12 protein-coding genes and 1 pseudogene are annotated in these 15,571 nt (G+C 71.3%); 8 read left to right on the top strand and 5 right to left on the bottom strand.

Annotation, left to right across the window (positions count from 1 at the left end):
* Position 1 precedes the first annotated feature (1 nt).
* Positions 2-817 carry a class I SAM-dependent methyltransferase gene (locus tag ACQEVC_RS32545; protein WP_432885296.1) on the top strand — a complete coding sequence of 272 codons (816 nt, stop codon included), beginning with the start codon at positions 2-4 and terminating at the stop codon, positions 815-817.
* 412 nt (positions 818-1,229) lie between these two features.
* Here ACQEVC_RS32545 and ACQEVC_RS32540 read toward each other — a convergent pair whose 3' ends face one another.
* Positions 1,230-1,478: a flavin reductase gene (locus ACQEVC_RS32540; protein WP_432885294.1), complete on the bottom strand. Its 249-nt coding sequence runs from the start codon at positions 1,476-1,478 to the stop codon at positions 1,230-1,232.
* A gap of 3 nt (positions 1,479-1,481) precedes the next feature.
* Entirely contained in the window at positions 1,482-1,847 is a 366-nt protein-coding gene (locus ACQEVC_RS32535; RefSeq protein ID WP_432885291.1) for a hypothetical protein, read from the bottom strand.
* Between the two features lie 235 nt (positions 1,848-2,082).
* Here ACQEVC_RS32535 and ACQEVC_RS32530 point away from each other — a divergent pair, with 235 nt between their 5' ends.
* The 4 genes and pseudogenes from ACQEVC_RS32530 to ACQEVC_RS32515 form a co-directional block, all read left to right on the top strand.
* Positions 2,083-2,880 carry a helix-turn-helix domain-containing protein gene (locus ACQEVC_RS32530; RefSeq protein WP_432885288.1) on the top strand — a complete coding sequence of 266 codons (798 nt, stop codon included), beginning with the start codon at positions 2,083-2,085 and terminating at the stop codon, positions 2,878-2,880.
* Complete coding sequence (locus tag ACQEVC_RS32525; protein ID WP_432885285.1) at positions 2,867-3,058, top strand: DUF397 domain-containing protein; 192 nt, start codon at positions 2,867-2,869, stop codon at positions 3,056-3,058. Before ACQEVC_RS32530 ends, ACQEVC_RS32525 begins: the two co-directional genes overlap by 14 nt.
* 183 nt (positions 3,059-3,241) lie before the next feature.
* A complete protein-coding gene (locus ACQEVC_RS32520; protein WP_432891827.1) occupies positions 3,242-5,536 on the top strand; it encodes an Hsp70 family protein in 2,295 nt (764 codons plus the stop codon).
* Positions 5,523-5,714: pseudogene (locus ACQEVC_RS32515) on the top strand (DUF397 domain-containing protein); the annotation flags it as partial. The gene ACQEVC_RS32520 and the pseudogene ACQEVC_RS32515, both read left to right, overlap by 14 nt.
* On the opposite strand, the gene ACQEVC_RS32510 reads toward ACQEVC_RS32515, so the two are convergent.
* Positions 5,711-7,171, bottom strand: a complete 1,461-nt coding sequence (locus ACQEVC_RS32510) for a hypothetical protein (protein ID WP_432885283.1) — start codon at positions 7,169-7,171, stop codon at positions 5,711-5,713. The pseudogene ACQEVC_RS32515 and the gene ACQEVC_RS32510 sit on opposite strands and share 4 nt — an antisense overlap.
* Positions 7,168-7,680, bottom strand: a complete 513-nt coding sequence (locus ACQEVC_RS32505) for a SigE family RNA polymerase sigma factor (protein WP_432885280.1) — start codon at positions 7,678-7,680, stop codon at positions 7,168-7,170. The genes ACQEVC_RS32510 and ACQEVC_RS32505 overlap by 4 nt, the downstream gene beginning before the upstream one ends.
* Before the next feature lie 184 nt (positions 7,681-7,864).
* Between ACQEVC_RS32505 and ACQEVC_RS32500 the strand changes: the two genes are divergently transcribed.
* Positions 7,865-8,761: a hypothetical protein gene (locus tag ACQEVC_RS32500; protein WP_432885278.1), complete on the top strand. Its 897-nt coding sequence runs from the start codon at positions 7,865-7,867 to the stop codon at positions 8,759-8,761.
* A 389-nt stretch (positions 8,762-9,150) separates the two neighbouring features.
* On the opposite strand, the gene ACQEVC_RS32495 is transcribed toward ACQEVC_RS32500, so the two are convergent.
* Positions 9,151-11,052: an exo-alpha-sialidase gene (locus ACQEVC_RS32495; protein ID WP_432885275.1), complete on the bottom strand. Its 1,902-nt coding sequence runs from the start codon at positions 11,050-11,052 to the stop codon at positions 9,151-9,153.
* Between the two features lie 585 nt (positions 11,053-11,637).
* Here ACQEVC_RS32495 and ACQEVC_RS32490 point away from each other — a divergent pair.
* Both ACQEVC_RS32490 and ACQEVC_RS32485 read left to right on the top strand, forming a co-directional pair.
* Positions 11,638-14,007, top strand: coding sequence for an SGNH/GDSL hydrolase family protein (locus tag ACQEVC_RS32490; protein ID WP_432885272.1), 2,370 nt, complete (start codon positions 11,638-11,640; stop codon positions 14,005-14,007).
* A gap of 333 nt (positions 14,008-14,340) precedes the next feature.
* Complete coding sequence (locus ACQEVC_RS32485; protein ID WP_432885269.1) at positions 14,341-15,540, top strand: FUSC family protein; 1,200 nt, start codon at positions 14,341-14,343, stop codon at positions 15,538-15,540.
* The last annotated feature ends 31 nt before the right edge of the window (positions 15,541-15,571 follow it).

The following is a 15,571-nucleotide window of genomic DNA, read 5'->3' as shown; positions in this document are numbered from 1 at the left end:
CGTGACTGCCACCCCTGTCAAGAGCAGCTACGCGTTCGACAACCGCTCTCCGGAGGCCGAGGCGCAGATGCGGGCGCTGGAGTCGTTCCTCGATCCGATAACGGCGGAGCGGCTCGCCCCGGTGCTGACCCCCGGCGCGAGGTGTTGGGAGCTGGGCGCGGGCGGCGGTTCGATCGCCCGGCACATGGCCCGGATGGTCGGACCCACCGGACTTGTCATCGCGACCGACATCGAACCGTCCCGGCTGGAGCCGGAGGGAAACCTCGTCGTACGCCAGCACGACGTCCGGACCGGCGCGCCGGAGGGCGGCCCGTTCGACGTCATCCACGCCCGGCTGGTCCTGCTGCACCTGCCGGAGCGGCGGCGGGTACTCGCCGAGCTGATCGGTGCGCTCGCCCCGGGCGGCGCCCTGGTGGTCGAGGAGTTCGACTGCACCGCCGGGCTGCGGGTGCTGGCCGCGCCGACCGACGACGCGGCGAAGCTCTTCCAGCAGGTGATGGAGGCGACCCTCGGCATCCTTCAGGACCGGGGCGCCGACCTGGCCTGGGCGCAGGACGTGCACACGGAGATGGTGCTGGCCGGGCTGACCGACGTGGACACCATCACCCACTCGCAGAGCTGGCCGGGCGGCTCGACCGGGGCCTCGCTGCACGAGACGAACTCCCGCCAGCTCGAACCCCGGCTGCTCGCCACCGGACTCTCCCCGAACCAGTTGGAGGGGTTCCGGGAACTCGCCAAGGACCCGGCCTTCGCCTCGCTGTCGTACCAGTTCGTCTCCACCCGGGGCCGGCGGCCGGGCCGGGGCTGTGTGAACTGACCATCTCCCCGCGCCAGCGGGCGGCGGGTCGGGGCCGACGCGGCCGCTTCCTCCCCGGCGGCAGACCGCAGGACCCGCCGATCCGGCTGGCCGGTCCGGCGGTCGACCGGAGCGCTACGGTCGACCGCCGGACCACCACGTCCCATCCTTGTCCCATCCTTCAGGAGCGCTGGCTGCCCCAGACCGCGCTGGAGGTCGGCGTCCTTTGAGGGTGGGGGAGGAGGCGCTCCGGACCGAGGTACCTGTTTCGCAGACTGTCGAGCTGCCCCGCCTGTGCACCCGGCTTGCGCGGCACCGACCGGCGCCGCTCAGGGGCCCGCCCCGGGTCGCCGAAGGGGAGGCGGCGACCCGGGGCGGGCCGGTCGGGTGACCATCGGTGGATCGTCGGCGACGGCGTCCACCGCCGAGGCGGTCAGCGGCGGCGGGGCACCCAGTAGAGGATCTGCCCCGCGAGCAGCGCGGGATGTGTGTCGGGCAGCTCGCGCAGCGCGCGGGCGAGATGCGCGCCGAGGTACACCATCAGGCCCACCCGGTCGTTGCGGTACGCGGTGGCCAGCGCCAGTCGGGCGGACTGGCAGGGCCAGGGGCTGGCGCACCTGCGGCACCGGTACGACGGGTGCGTCGGGATGTGCTTACGCCAACGTTCCTGCGGGCCGATCACCGGTCACACCCGCGTACCGTGCCGAGCGCGGTAATCCTGCGCGGGCGTCAGCCCGCCGGCGCGGCCGTTCGCCAGATGTGAGCGGGTGGGCGCGTCCCATTCGGGCCGACGGTTGCCGGCCCGAGCCCGAGCCCGGGCCGGCGGCGGGGACGGGTTGACGGGTGGCGGCGTGGCCGACAGAGTACCGATCTCGGCCCGCTCCACCTCGGTCAACTCGACCGGGGGCGGCGGCTGGTAAGGCGTGGGCACCAGTTCGAGGGAATCCGGGCAGCGCCAGCGCCAACCGCAGCGGCAGTACCGCCAGAGCCGGCGCCAGTCCCGGCGGTGGTAGGGCCGTGGTCCGGTCAGGTGCCGGAGCAGCCTCTTCATCACAACCGCCTCGGGGAGTTGGAGGGGAGCCGGTCCCGGTGGGGGGTCGAGACCGGCTCCCGGGGCGAGTTCCACCCGGGCGCCTGGCGGTCACCGAGCAGTTCTGCTGAGTGACACTCTGCTGTGGACGGCACTAGGCTCGGAAGGCGATCGAGCAGGTCACGGCGCAGGTCTGCTGAGCCGGCGGCGGCGCCTGGCGAACGCCTGGTGATCTAGACAGAGTTCTGGAGGTCCGATGGAACACGAGGATGATTTCGCCTTCATCCGCGACCAGCTCCGCCGGCAGCGAGCCTTGCGCGGCATGCCGCAGGACGAGTTCGGCAAGCGGACGAACTACTCGGCCTCGACTGTCTCCGCTGTGGAGACCGGTACCCGAGCGATCGACATGCCGTACGCCACCCGCGCCGACGAGATCCTGGAGACCGGCGGCCTGTTCGTGCGGTTGCTGAAGAAGGCACAGCGGTTCAGCGAGCCCTCCTGGCTGGAGCGCTGGCTGGACGCCGAGCGCACCGCCAAGCAGCTCCGGAATTACCACCCCAGCCTGATCCCCGGCCTGCTCCAGACCGAGAACTACGCCCGCGCGGTGCTGCGCCTCGAACCCACCCGGCCCGAGGCGGAGTTGGAGAAGCTGCTCGCGTCCCGCCTCGAACGGCAGGAGATCCTGACCCGCGACCAGCCACCCCTGCTGATCGCCGTCCTCGAAGAATCGGCGCTGCGTGTCCGGGACGCCATCATGGCCGAGCAGTACAGGCACCTGCTGCGGATGGCCGAACTGCCCCACGTCCACTTGCACCTGATCCCCGCCGACGCTGGGCTGCACGTCGGCCTCAACGGGCAGCTCTCCCTGGCCAGGTCCGCCGACGGCTGCTGGGTGGGAAGCATGGAAAACCAGCTCGCCGATTCCATCGTCGACGACGAGGAGAGCATCGCTACGCTCCTCACCCGGTGGGAGGGTGTGCGCGGCGTAGCCTTGCCGGAGAGCCTGTCGCTCGTCCTGTTGAAGGAAATTGAGAGCCAGCATGGACCTCAGTAACGCCCGGTGGCGGAAGTCGTCCCGCAGCGGCACCAGCGGCGGCAACTGTGTCGAGGTGGCCGACAACCTGCCCGGCGTGGTCGCCGTACGGGACAGCAAGGACCCGGCGGGCCCGGTGCTGAGCTTCGGGCCGGCGGCGTGGCGAGCCTTCGTCGGCCTCGCCGCCAGGCAGGGCTAGGCCCTGCTGGTGGCCACGGCTCGGTGGCGTTTGAGCTGGTTGCTATCGCATTCGACAGTAGCGGCTTCAGCGCCGCCCCGGGCAACTCCTCGATGGGACCTTGAGGCATTGCCATAGGGTGATCGCGTGGCATTGGGTGGATATCGGCTCGGGGTCGATTTCGGTACCTCGTCGACGGTGGCGATGCTCGCGGGTCCGGACGGACGGGCGAGGCCGTTGCTGTTCGACGCGTCGCCGCTGCTGTCGTCCGGGGTGTACGCCGGCCCCGGTACCGGGCCGCTGCTCACCGGGACGGACGCCGAACGGGCCGCGTCGGCCCACCCCGCGGGCTTCGAGGCCAACCCGAAACGGCGGATCGACGACCACGTCATCTGGCTCGCCGAACGGGAAGTCACGGTCACCGACGCGATCGCCGCCGTGCTGACCCGAATCAGCGTCGAGGCACGCCGGGTCGCCGGCCGGCCACCGGACGCGGTGGTGCTCACCCACCCCGCCGGGTGGAGCCATACCCGGCTCGGCATCCTGGCCGCCTCCGCTGACCGGGCACAAATCGGCGACTGCTCCTTCGTCGCCGAACCGGTCGCCGCAGCCGCGTACTTCGCCCACGTCCTCGGCCGCGACCTGCCCGTCGGCCGCTGCCTCGTCGTCTACGACCTCGGTGCCGGCACCTGCGACGTCAGCATCGTCCGCCGCACCGCAGGCGGGCTGGAGGTGGTCGCCACCGCCGGGCTGGACGACGTCGGCGGCCTGGACCTCGACGCCGCCATCGTCACCCACGCCCGCTCAATGACCACCGCCGCCGCTGATGCCTGGGGACGGCTGGAGTGGCCGCGAACCCCCACCGACCAACGCGCCCACCAACAGTTGTGGCGCGACGCCCGTACCGCCAAGGAACAACTGTCCCGACACACCACCGCCGACCTGCACATCCCGCTGGTCGACACCGTCGTCCACGTGACCCGCGACGAATTCGAAACAGCGGCCCGCCCCCACCTCGACCGCACCGTCGACCTCACCGCCACACTGCTGCGCGACACCGGCCTACCCAGACAACACATCGCCGGCATCTTCCTCGTCGGCGGCTCCTCCCGGGTACCCCTCACCGCCTCCCTACTGCACCGCACCCTCCGCATCGCCCCCACCGCCCTCGACCACCCCGAACTCGTCGTCGCCGAAGGCGCCCTCCACACCCCAACCACCACCAGCACCCACCCGCCAACCAAACCCACCCCGCCAGCAGCAGCGACGCCGGCACCCATCGAACCGCCGCCGGTAGCCCCGGCTGCTCCGGCCGACGCTCCGCCCCCGGCCGACGCTCCGCCCCCGGTACTGACCGGAACCCCGACCACCGACGACAACGCCTATCCGACGGCGCTCGCCATCACCCCTGGTGAGCTGGAGACAAAGCACACCATCTTCGACGCTGCCGCTGTGCGCTGGCCGCGCTGGCCGCCCCGAACCGGCCGGGACAAGGCCACCATCGGCGGCGCCACCGCCCTCGTACTGGCGATCGTCGCCGCCGGGTTATGGATCTTCGTGCCAGACCGATCGCAGGCCGCCGTTACGCTGACCGGCCTCGGACCAGTCAACGGCGTGGCGTTCAGCCCCGACGGCAGAACCGTCGCCACGACCGGGCCGAACGACACCGCGCGGCTGTGGGACGTCGCCACCGGCAGGAGCACCGCCACTCTCCGAGGCCACCAAGGGCCGGTCTACGGCGTGGCGTTCAGCCGTCCCGATGGCCGAATCCTTGCCACCGCCAGCAACGACAAGACCGCACGGCTGTGGGACGTGACCACCGGCAGGACCACCGTCACCCTCCCCGGCACCGGCACCGTCGGGGACGTGGCGTTCAGCCCCGACGGCAAAACCGTCGCCATCTGTAGCTGGGGCGACGCCGTACGGCTGTCGGACGTGACCACCGGCGAGACGGTCACCACCCTGGCCGGCGTCAGCCACTCGGCGGTGCGCGTGGTGTTCAGCCCCGACGGCAAGACTCTCGCCATCGCCGCCAGCGCCGGCAAGAGCGCACAACTGTCGGTCGTAGCCACCGGCAGGACCACCACCACCCTCGCGCACACCGCCAACGTCGTGGACGTTGCGTTCAGCCCCGACGGCAAGACCCTCGCCACCGCCAGCGCCGACGACGCGCGGCTGTGGGACCTGGCCACCGGCGAGACCATCACCACCTTCGCCCGCCACACCGACTCGGTCACCAGCGTGGCGTTCAGCCCTGACGGCAAGACCCTCGCCACCGGCAGCGCCGACAACACCGCACGGCTCTGGAATGTCGCCACCGGCGGGACCATCACGACCCTCACCGAGCACACCGACCGGGTCACGAGCGTGGTGTTCAGCCCCGACGGCCGGACCTTCGCCACCGGCAGTTGGGACGAGACCGTACGGCTGTGGAAGGTAGCACCTGACACTGGTGGCGTCATCCTGAAGGAAGTGGAGAGCCAGCCTTCACCTCGGTAAGGCCCGGTGGCGGAAGTCGACCCGCAGCGGCGCCAGCGGTGGCGGGTGTGTAGAGGTGGCCGACAACCTGCCCGGCGTGGTCGCCGTCCGCGACAGCAAGGACCCGGCGGGCCCGGTGCTGACCTTCGGGCCGGCGGCGTGGCGTGCCTTCGTCGGCCTCGCCGCCAGCCGGCGCTAGGCAGCATTCCTCCGGGCACGGCGCCGACGGCGGACCGCGGCCACCACGGCCAGCGCCACGAGCCCGACCACCACGGCGAGGCAGCCCAGCGGGACCGCCGCCACCCAGATGACGCCGCGGGCCGGGAACATGGCGGCGGTCGACGACGGACCGCCGAACCGGCCGGCGGTCAGCAGGTCCTGCGCGACGTCCATCGTGAGCACGTCGTCCGGCGGGTCGATCAGGGTACGGGTCGAGCCGTCCGGGCCCAGGGCGAGCAGGGTGACGTGGCCGGTCTCGTACCAGCCGGTGTCGTTCCAGCCCCGATCACGAGCCTTGTACGCGCCGCGCTCCGGCTCGTAGCGCAGCACCACCAGCTCGCGGCCGTTCGCCCAGCCCAACGCCCGCACGGCCTGGCCGGTAACGACGGGGAACCCGGCGCCGGGCAGCGGGCGGCCGGTCGCGGCGTCGAGGAAGCCGAGGCTCCATCGCCGGGTCGCCAACGCCGCCTCGTCGCACTCGTCGAGGCAGCCGTCGAGGGTGACGGTCGCGATCCGGGTACCGTCCGAAGTGAACGCGCCCGTCCCGGCCAGGTACGTCCGGTCGCCCAGCTCAGCCGACCAGCGCACCCTGCCGCTTCGGTCGACCAGATGCACCGTGCTGCCTTCGGTCACCGCCATCGTCTGCCCGTCCGGGGCGAACGCGGCGCGCGACGCGGTCCGGATCGCCTGCGCGGGCGTGAAGTCGCGCAGTGGCAGCAGGGCGTCGGTGGCCAGGTCGAGCAGTGCCAGCCGCTCCGGCTGCCGGATGATCCCGGTCCGCTGATCGACGACCTCCGAAAGACCGGAGACCGCGACCAGCAACGACGTGCCGTCCGGTACCCAGGCCAGCGGCTCGCAGCAGCCGGTGCCGTGCCGGGCGCCGTGCTGGGTACTCCGGCCGGTCGTCAGGTCGACGATTGTGAGGCCGTCGACGTTGTCGAAGCCGGAGCCCTGCAGAAAGGACTGGGCGACCCGGGTGCCGTCCGGGGCCAGCAGCGCGTTCTCCCCAGCGGCGACGGTATCCCACCCGGCGTAGAGCAGCATCCGGTAGTCGCCGTCCCGGCCGACCACGGCCAGCTTGCCTTCACTGTCCAAGAGGTCGGTGCCGCGCAGGCCGATCGAGTCGCCGCCGAAGAGCACCGACGCCGGTCCAGGCGGATCCATCTGCACGGTCGCCTGCCACATCCACGGCAGCGACAGTCGCGCCGGCACGGCCGGGCCGCCGTCACCGACGGTCAACGGCAGCGGGTACGGCCGACTCAGCCCCCAGGGCAGCGCCACCGCGACCACCAGCACCACCAGCGCGGCCGCGCCGGAGCGGAGCAGCCGGGACCGCCGCCGGGCGCGCCGGCCGCGCCGCCACACGTCCGGGGTCAGCCGGGCCGGTGGCATCGAGTCGCCGACCTCGGCGAGAACATCACGCAGTCGTTCCGTCATCTCAGCTCCGTTCCACCGACCAGCTCACCCAGTTCCGGCGCGAGTAACCGCAGCCGGGCGAGGGCGTCCCGGGTCTGGCTCTTCACCGTGTTCACCGAGCAGTCGAGCACTTTCGCCGCCTCGGCCTCGGTGAGGTCCTCGAAGTACCGCAGTACCAGCACGGCTCGCTGGCGGGGCGCGAGCCGGGCCAACGCCTGACGGACGACGACCGCCCGGTCGGTCGCGGCGGCCGGATCGTCGACCGGCGTCTCGGGCGGGCGGGACCACAGCTCCACGCCGCGCCAGCGCCGCCGCCAGAGCGAGACGTGCTGCGAGTGCATGATCCGCCGCACGTACGGGTCGGGGTCGCCACCGGCCACGACCCGCTCCCAGTGCCGGGCGACCCGCTCGAAGGTGATCTGGACCAGGTCCTCGGCCAGGTGCCGGTCGCCGGTCAGCAGGAACGCGATGCGTGACCACCTGGCCAGCCCGCCGGCCAGGTACGCGTTGAATGCCTTCTCGGCGTTCATCTCCACCTTCCCTCCAACCGACCACACGCCGGCCGGTACGGATCGGGGTGGGTGCGCCGCGCGGCGAATATCCCCGGACCGGCGAACGAACGTCCGCATGACCGGGCCGCGAATCGGGTTGGCTTCGATCATGCGACGGCCGGATGACGTGGAACCGACCGGGGCACCGGCCCGTCTGATTGACATGAGAACGTGGCGAGGTGTCCGGATAACCTGTGTCGGCGCACTGCTTCTGCTGGTGGCCGCCTGTGCCCGGGAGGGTGCGGGGACGGGCGGGGACGGACCGGGCGGGGGATCCGGCGGTGACTCCGGTCCCGCCGACCCGAACGGTGTGGTGCTCCGGGTGGAGCAGATCGGCGGGTTCGTGGCGCCGGCCTCCCGGCTGACCCGGGTGCCGATGGTGACCATCTATGCGGACGGGCGGGTCATCACCGAGGGGCCGGTGCCCGCCATCTATCCCGGGGCGGCGCTGCCGAACCTCCAGCAGCAGCGGCTGACGCCGGAGCAGGTCGACCAACTGGTCGAGCAGGCCCGGGCCGCCGGGGTCGGCACCGCCACCGATCTCGGCCGACCGTCCGTCACCGATGTCCCGTCGACCCGGTTCACCATTTCGTCTGGTGCCGGCACGGACAAGCTGGAGGTGTACGCACTCTCCGAGGGTGGGCAGAACGCGTCGGGGCTGACCGAGGCGCAGCGTACCGCCCGGGCAGAGTTGCAGAAGCTGCTCGCCGCGCTCACCGATCTGGCCGGGACGCTGGGGCAGGACAGGGTCGACCAGCCGCAGCCGTACCAGGCCGAGGCGGTCGCGGCGGTGGCGATCCCGTGGCGCGCGGACGGCAACGGGCTGGCCGCCCCGCCGGAGATCGTCTGGCCCGGCCCGGCGCTGCCGGGGTCACCGCCCTCGTCCGGCCTCGACCAGGGCTGCGTCGAGGTACGCGGCGCCGAGGCGACCGCACTGCTGGGCGCCGCCGCCAAGGCGAACGCCCGCACTCCGTGGACCTCCGGCGGTGACCGTTGGCAGGTCGGACTGCGGCCGCTGCTGCCGGACGAGACCGGCTGCGCCGACCTCTCCGTCGACTAGTACTCCGGTCGTAGCTGGTCGATTCGTTGTCTTCGCTGGTAGTCGGGACGTTTGGCGCGGTACTGGTGTCGGCGTCGTCATCGTGACCATCGACGGATGTGGTCGAGTGGTCGGGTGGTGGTGATCAGGTGCGCGCCTCCGGCTTGGTCCAGGCGGCTCGGCGGAGCGGCTGGCCCGCCGGCTGGCCCCGCCGTCCGGCTGGCCCCGCCGTCCGGCTGGCCCCGCCGTCCGGCTGGCCCCGCCGTCCGGCTGGGCCGGCGACCAGGGTCATCGCCGGCCCAGTCCGTGTTCCCGGGCCCCTACGACTCGGCTGGCTCCGGTCACCGGCGCCGACCAGACGAGTGGGTTCGAGAGGTGGTTGCGTACCGCCTTGGGCACCGATGCGGCAGCTACCGGCAGGGATCGATGGTGGTGAACGGAAGGCGGAGCCGGAGTTGCCCGGCGATGGGTACGTTGTGCTCCCGGATCTCCCGCAGTTCCCTGGCGGTGAGGGCGCGGCCGTAGATGCGGAACTCGTCGAGGGCGCCCCGGAACGGGTTGTTGAGGCCGTCGACGCGTCGGCCCAGGTAGACGCTGCGGATGCCGAACTCCCTGCCGGTGGTCACTGAGCCGCGGGGAGCGGCCAGGTCGGCGACGGTGGCGCCGTCGATGAGGACCGTGACCCTGGTCGCCGTTCGTTGCATGGCGACGTGGTGCCAGAGCCCGTCGTTGTATGCGCCCGCGATGGTGATGTTCGCGTCGCCCTGGCCGGTGCCGACGACACCCCGGATGCGGTTGCTCGCCGGTTCGGCCCGCAGCCAGATCTGCGCAGCTCCCGTGCCCACCTGGTAGAACCACCAGATCACGATGCTGCCGGTGGTTTCGGTGTACCGGAACCACGTCATGATCGTGAACTGGTCGTCCTCGAGGTCTACGCCCGGGCTGTATGGCACCTCCACGTGGTCGTCCACACCGTCGAGCGCGAGCCCGTTGCCGTACCGCCCCTTACCCAGCGTTGCGTCGCCGCGTACGTAGGCGGTGTTGTCGTAGCGCGGTGCCGCGTCCGGAGTCGTCGGTCCCGGCTCCGGTGGCGGCGGCAGGCTCGGCGGCGGACCGTTCGGGGTGTCGAGGTACGCCTCGTTGAACCTGACGAACTGAATCACCTCGTACAGGGCGGCCACGCCGCTCTCGTACAGCACTCCGGCCACGGGCCCCGTGACCGGATCGGTCTCGATCTTGACCAGGTCGGAGTACCCGCCCGGACCCCAGCTGATGACCTTGCCTTCCTGCCAGGTCTCCCAGGTCTGGGCTTCGTCGTACGAGGACCGGATCGTCAGGGCCTCACGCTTACCGGGGTTGGCGGGTCCGGAGAACAGGATGCGGTCCCGCGCGTCACCTTCGTCGGTGGCGGTGAGGCGCAGCAACGCCGCCTGCACGACCGGCATGGTCAGCTCGGGCACCATCTGGAACGGCGCGTCGTAGCTGCGGCCGCCGTCGCTGGAGATCGCGTACGCCCGCGTGCCCTCAGCCGTCCCGGCTTCCCGCACGTTGACGTAGATCCGCCCGTCGGTCAGTTCCACGAGGGTCGACTCGTTGACGAAGATGTCGTCGCTGGCGCCACCGGCGCTGGCGCCGAGCTGCCATGTGTCGCCGCCGTCGTCGCTGTACCCGAGGTGGATGCCGGCGATGGGCCGCCCGTCGGGGCCGGCGGATTCGTGGTTGGCGCTGATCACCAGCCGCCCGGCGTGCGGACCGCGGTTGAGCTGGATGGCGTGTACCGGGCCGGTGGCGTACCAGTGGGTCCACTCCGGCAGCATCAGCTCGGTCATCTTCCGGGGCGCGCTCCAGGTCGCTCCGTCGTCGTCGCTGACCTGTAGGTACGGATCGCGTCCACCGCTTCCGGTGCCCGGGTTGTGGGTCGTGAACAGCAGGACCCGACCGGTGCGTTCGTCTACGATCGGCATCGGGTTGCCGTGCGTGTCGCCGTTGCCACGCGACACGACCTGGAGCGACCCCCACGTACGACCGCCGTCGTGGGACCGCTTCAGCACCAGGTCGATGTCGCCCCTGTCGTCGCAGTTGTTGATCCGGCCTTCGGCGAACGCCAGCAGGTCCCCGTTGGTGGCCTTCACGATCGCCGGGATCCGGAAGCAGGAATACCCGTCCGTGTTCGCCGTGTAGACCGCCCGTTCCTCGTGGTACGGCTCGGCGGCGTGTGCGGTGCCGGTGGTGAGCAAGGCAGCGGCCATCGCCGCGATCACCACGGTGGACAACAGTCGACGGCGTCTTGGGCTGTTTCTTTGTCTCGTCATGAAGCGATACCTCCAGTGGTCACCGCTGGGCGGATCGTGCCGGACGGCAGGTGGAGCCGGAGTGCCGGATGTCGCACCTGTTGCCCTCGCGGATCATCCCGAGCTTTGCCGGATCACCCCGAGCTCTGCCCGTATCGCCCACCTCTCGTCAGGCATTCGAAACGTTGGTGGACGTCCGCCGATCCGTATTGGACAGCCGTCGTCCTTCCGGCGCATCGGCGCGGCCTTGGTGAGGCGCCAGCTCCGGACATCCTACGTCCGACCTCGGACACCGCAAGCCCTCCGGACAACTCGTGGGCCGGTTTGGTCGACATGTCCCTGCCGAGGCGCTTCGAACAATCCCAGCCCGAGGTGGTCCGACATCACTCCCGCCAAGTGGCGTCCAATGGCCCACAACCCCTTCCCGCTATGGAAACGACAGGTCTGGTGATCTGCCTGCGTCGATCCCCCTCCGGGCTCGTGGCGCACTCGAGGAACAGGCTGAGTCGTGACCGGTCAGCGAGCCAGGGGACTGTTGACCGCGATCAAGGTCGGGGGCAAACTCGTTCGTGATCGTGAGGAGATCCCATGTCTTACGTCCGCAGAATGACAACAATCACCGGCACCGTCCTCGCGCTGGTGCTCACCATGACGAGCCCGGCCTTCGCGACCGGCCAGCAGAGCCAGTCGACGGCACCGCCGGGTGACTGGGTCGGCACCTGGGCGGCCTCGGCTTCCGGCATCGTCCCCGACCTCCCCACCGGATACGCGGACCGGACGATCCGCAACGTCGTGCACACCAGCGTGGGTGGTTCGGGTGTGCGGGTCTCGCTGACCAACGTCCTCGGCACGGCTGCGGTGCGGATGGACGTGGTGACGGTCGCGGTCGCCGATGCGCCCGATGCGCCGGACGCGGTCAGGGGCACGATGCGAGCGCTCACCTTCGGCGGCGCGCGGTCGGTGACCATCCCGGCCGGTGGCGAGGTACTGAGCGATCCGACCTCCTTTGCCGTACCCGAAGATGGCGACCTCCTGGTCAGCGTGTACACCCCGGTGTCGTCTGGGCCGGTGACCTATCACCAGGTGGCCAACCAGACCTCGTACCTGTCGCCGAGCGGTGATCATGCGGCCGACGAGTCCGGCGCGGCATTCACCGAGACGATCACCTTCTGGCCGTACGTGAGCGGCGTCGACGTCCTGGGACGCGCCAAGGGCGCGGTGGTCACGCTCGGCGACTCGATCACCGATGGGAACAACTCGGAACGGAACGCGAATCACCGCTGGCCGGACTACCTGGCCGACCGGCTGATCGCCGCGCCTGGGCCGACGCGGCTCGGCGTGCTCAACGCCGGCATCAGCTCGAACAGGTTGCTCAACAGCACCTGGAATCCCAACGCGCTATCCAGGCTGGACCGTGACGTGCTTACCGCGACCGGTGCGCGCTCGGTGATCGTCTTGTTGGGAATCAACGACATCGGCGGCCAGCCGCAGCACCACGAGCCGTCGAAGATCATCGCGGCGCTGGGCCAGGTAGCGGCTCAGGTCAAGGCAAAGGGGCTGCGGGTCACCGGTGGCACGCTCACGCCGTTCGGCGGGTCGAGCAACTACACCGAGGAACTGGAAGGGGTGCGGCAGGCGGTCAACGACTTCATCCGCAACGGCGGCGCGTTCGACGCGGTGGCCGACTTCGACGTCGCGCTGCGGGACCCCACGGCGCCGAACCGACTCCGGGCGGAGTACGACTCCGGCGACCACCTACACCCGAAGGACGCCGGTTACCAGGCCATGGCGGCGGTCGTCGACTTGGACAAGCTCGACAGCCGCCCGCCCGGCCACCGGCCCGGCACCTGGGTCGGCACCTGGCAGACGGCGATGGCGCGGACGACGCCCGGTACCGACCAGGGCATGCCGAACCACTCGATCCGCAACGTGGTGCACACCAGCGTGGGTGGCGACGCGGCTCGCGTGCGCCTGTCCAACGCGCTCGGCACGGCGCCGGTCCTGATGGGACGGGCGACGCTGGCGGTGGCGACCAGGCCCGACGCGCCCGAAGCGGTCCCCGGCACGATGCGCGAGCTGACCTTCGGCGGCGCGCCGTCGGTGACCATCCCCACCGGCGGTGAGGTGCTCAGCGACCCGGTTTCCCTTGCCGTGCCGGCAGACGGGGACCTGCTGGTGACCGTCTACACCCCGGCGCCGTCCGGCCCGGTGACCGAGCACCCGCGTTCCTACCAGACGTCGTTCATCGCTGCGGACGGCGACCACGCGGCGGACGAGCAGGGCACCGCCTTCACCCAGCCCACCACGTCGTGGTACTACGCGGCAGGCGTGGACGTCCGGTCCACCTCCGCTCGCGGCACGGTGGTGACCTTCGGCGACTCGATCACCGACGGGGACAAGTCGACCGTCAACGCGAACCTGCGGTGGCCCGACGTCCTCGCCGACCGGCTCGCCGCCAAGCCGGGACCGACCACGCTCGGCGTGGTGAACAGCGGCATCAGCGCCAACCGGATCCTGGACAGCAGCACCGGAGCCGGGATCGGTGGCCCGAACGCGTTCGCCCGGCTGTCCCGGGACATGTTGACCACGTCCGGGGCGCGTACGGTCATCGTGCTCGAGGGCGTCAACGACATCCTCAACCTCGAACACCTCGACCCGGAGACCCTGAAACTCGCCCTGCGGCAGATCGCCGCCCAGGCACACGCACAGGGCCTACGGGTCGTCGTCGGAACCATCACGCCGATCAAGGGGTGGCGCTCCTACACGGAGAGGCGAGAGGGCGTGCGGCAGGCCGTGAACGAGTTCATCCGTACGAGTGACGACTTTGACGCGGTCGTCGACTTCGACGCGGTGGTGCGTGACCCGGCGGATCCGCAGCGGATCAACCCGCCGTTCGACTCGGGCGACCATCTGCACCCGTCCGACGCGGGCTACCGCGCGATGGCCGAGGCCATCGACCTCGGCACACTCCGCTGAGTGCCGCCTGTGGTCTTCCTGCTTGCCCGGAGCCGGAGAGCTGCTGCGAGAGGAGATGACGCGTCAGCGGGCGCCGTTCCGTCCGCCAAACCCGGGTGATGAAGGCGCGGGAGTACCAGCCGGACGACCAGGTCTGCCCGCTGCCACGACCGGCGCGGACAGCAGTCGACGGTTCGGTTCGTACCTGGTCGACGATGGTCAGGTGATCCTGCGCTCGGCCGACGGGAGGAACTGGCGAACGGTCGACCCGCCCGGGTGACCGGCACCTGCCGGCGGTACCCCGATCATGACGGGTCCGGCGGTTGCGCGGAGCCGGGCCGGGTACTCGCCGGCATGCCGCCCCGCCCCCACTACCGGTCGCCGCTGGCCGCAGCCGTCCACCGGCTTCGGGGAACCGCCGGTCGGGCCCGGTACGAGGGCCGCCGGGCCACCCAGTTGCGGGTGCGGCAACTGGAGGTCATCGCGGTGATCGCGGTGCAGGCGGGGATCGCGGCCGGGCTCTCCTGGTGGATCGCGCACAATCTGCTGGACAATCCGAACCCGGTCTTCGCGCCGACCGCAGCGGTCGGCACGATCGTCGCCGCTATCGGTCAGCGCACCCGGCGCACGGTCGAGCTGCTGGCCGGAGTGGGCCTCGGTATCGTCATCGGCGATTTATTGATCTTTCTCATCGGCAGTGGACCGTGGCAGACCGCGGTCATCGTCACCCTGGCCGTCGGCGTCGCACTCGGCCTGGTGGGTCGGGGCGGGACGATCGTCAGCCAGGTCGGCGGTACGGCCGTGCTGATCGCGACCCTCTCGTCCAGCGAGCGCAATCTGGAGATCCCCCGGATCGTCGACGCGGTGACCGGCAGTGCGGTGGGGCTGGTCGTGGTCGCGTTGCTGCTGCCGCTGAACCCGATCCGGGTCGTCAACCGGGCGGCCGGGCCGGTCTTCGCCATCCTCGTCGGTCGGCTCCAGGACATCGGGGTGGCGTTGCGGACGCGGGACGCGGAGCGGGCGATTCGGGCGCTGGACGGGCTGCGCGGGATCGAGTCGGACCTACAGCGGCTGCGGGAAGCGGTGAGCGGCGCGGCGGAGGTGGTCAGGCTCGCGCCGCTGCGGTGGGGTCGGCGGCAGGAGTTCGAGCACTACGCCCGGGGCGTGACAGAACTGACCCGGGTGATCGAGGGCGCCCGCGACCTGGCCCGGCGGGCGGTGACCGTGATCGACTACCGGGAGCCGATCCCGGGCTGCCTGCCCGACGCGGTCGAGATGTTGGCGAGTGCGGTACGGGAACTGCACCGCCAGGCGCGTACCGGGCGGGACACCGGGGCCACCCGGCGTCGGGCCCTGGTTGCCGCCCGGCAGGGTGGACGGGCCCGCCGGGAAGGGCTGCACAACTTCGGCGACGCGCTCGTCACGCAGTTGCGGGTCTCCGCCGCCGACGTCGTCCGGGCCACCGGTTGCCCGAGCCGCCAGGCCGCCCGGGCGGTACGGCGGGCGGCCCGCAACGGCGAGCGGGCCCGACCGGCGTACGACGACGCCCGGTGACACGGTGTACGACGACGCCCGGTGACACGCC

Origin of the sequence: Plantactinospora sp. CA-294935 (assembly GCF_050936445.1) — a bacterium.
In the GTDB taxonomy this organism is placed as follows: Bacteria; Actinomycetota; Actinomycetes; order Mycobacteriales; family Micromonosporaceae; genus Plantactinospora.
This window is presented reverse-complemented; position numbering and strand designations above follow the sequence as displayed.

Excerpts from the sequence above, each read along its gene's own strand:
- ACQEVC_RS32535 (WP_432885291.1), bottom strand. The coding sequence starts at position 1,847 with ATGAAGAGGCTGCTCCGGCACCTGACCGGACCACGGCCCTACCACCGC.
- ACQEVC_RS32530 (WP_432885288.1), top strand. The coding sequence starts at position 2,083 with ATGGAACACGAGGATGATTTCGCCTTCATCCGCGACCAGCTCCGCCGG.
- ACQEVC_RS32525 (WP_432885285.1), top strand. The coding sequence starts at position 2,867 with ATGGACCTCAGTAACGCCCGGTGGCGGAAGTCGTCCCGCAGCGGCACC.
- ACQEVC_RS32520 (WP_432891827.1), top strand. The coding sequence starts at position 3,242 with ATGCTCGCGGGTCCGGACGGACGGGCGAGGCCGTTGCTGTTCGACGCG.
- ACQEVC_RS32510 (WP_432885283.1), bottom strand. The coding sequence starts at position 7,171 with ATGACGGAACGACTGCGTGATGTTCTCGCCGAGGTCGGCGACTCGATG.
- ACQEVC_RS32505 (WP_432885280.1), bottom strand. The coding sequence starts at position 7,680 with ATGAACGCCGAGAAGGCATTCAACGCGTACCTGGCCGGCGGGCTGGCC.
- ACQEVC_RS32500 (WP_432885278.1), top strand. The coding sequence starts at position 7,865 with ATGAGAACGTGGCGAGGTGTCCGGATAACCTGTGTCGGCGCACTGCTT.
- ACQEVC_RS32495 (WP_432885275.1), bottom strand. The coding sequence starts at position 11,052 with ATGACGAGACAAAGAAACAGCCCAAGACGCCGTCGACTGTTGTCCACC.
- ACQEVC_RS32490 (WP_432885272.1), top strand. The coding sequence starts at position 11,638 with ATGACAACAATCACCGGCACCGTCCTCGCGCTGGTGCTCACCATGACG.
- ACQEVC_RS32485 (WP_432885269.1), top strand. The coding sequence starts at position 14,341 with ATGCCGCCCCGCCCCCACTACCGGTCGCCGCTGGCCGCAGCCGTCCAC.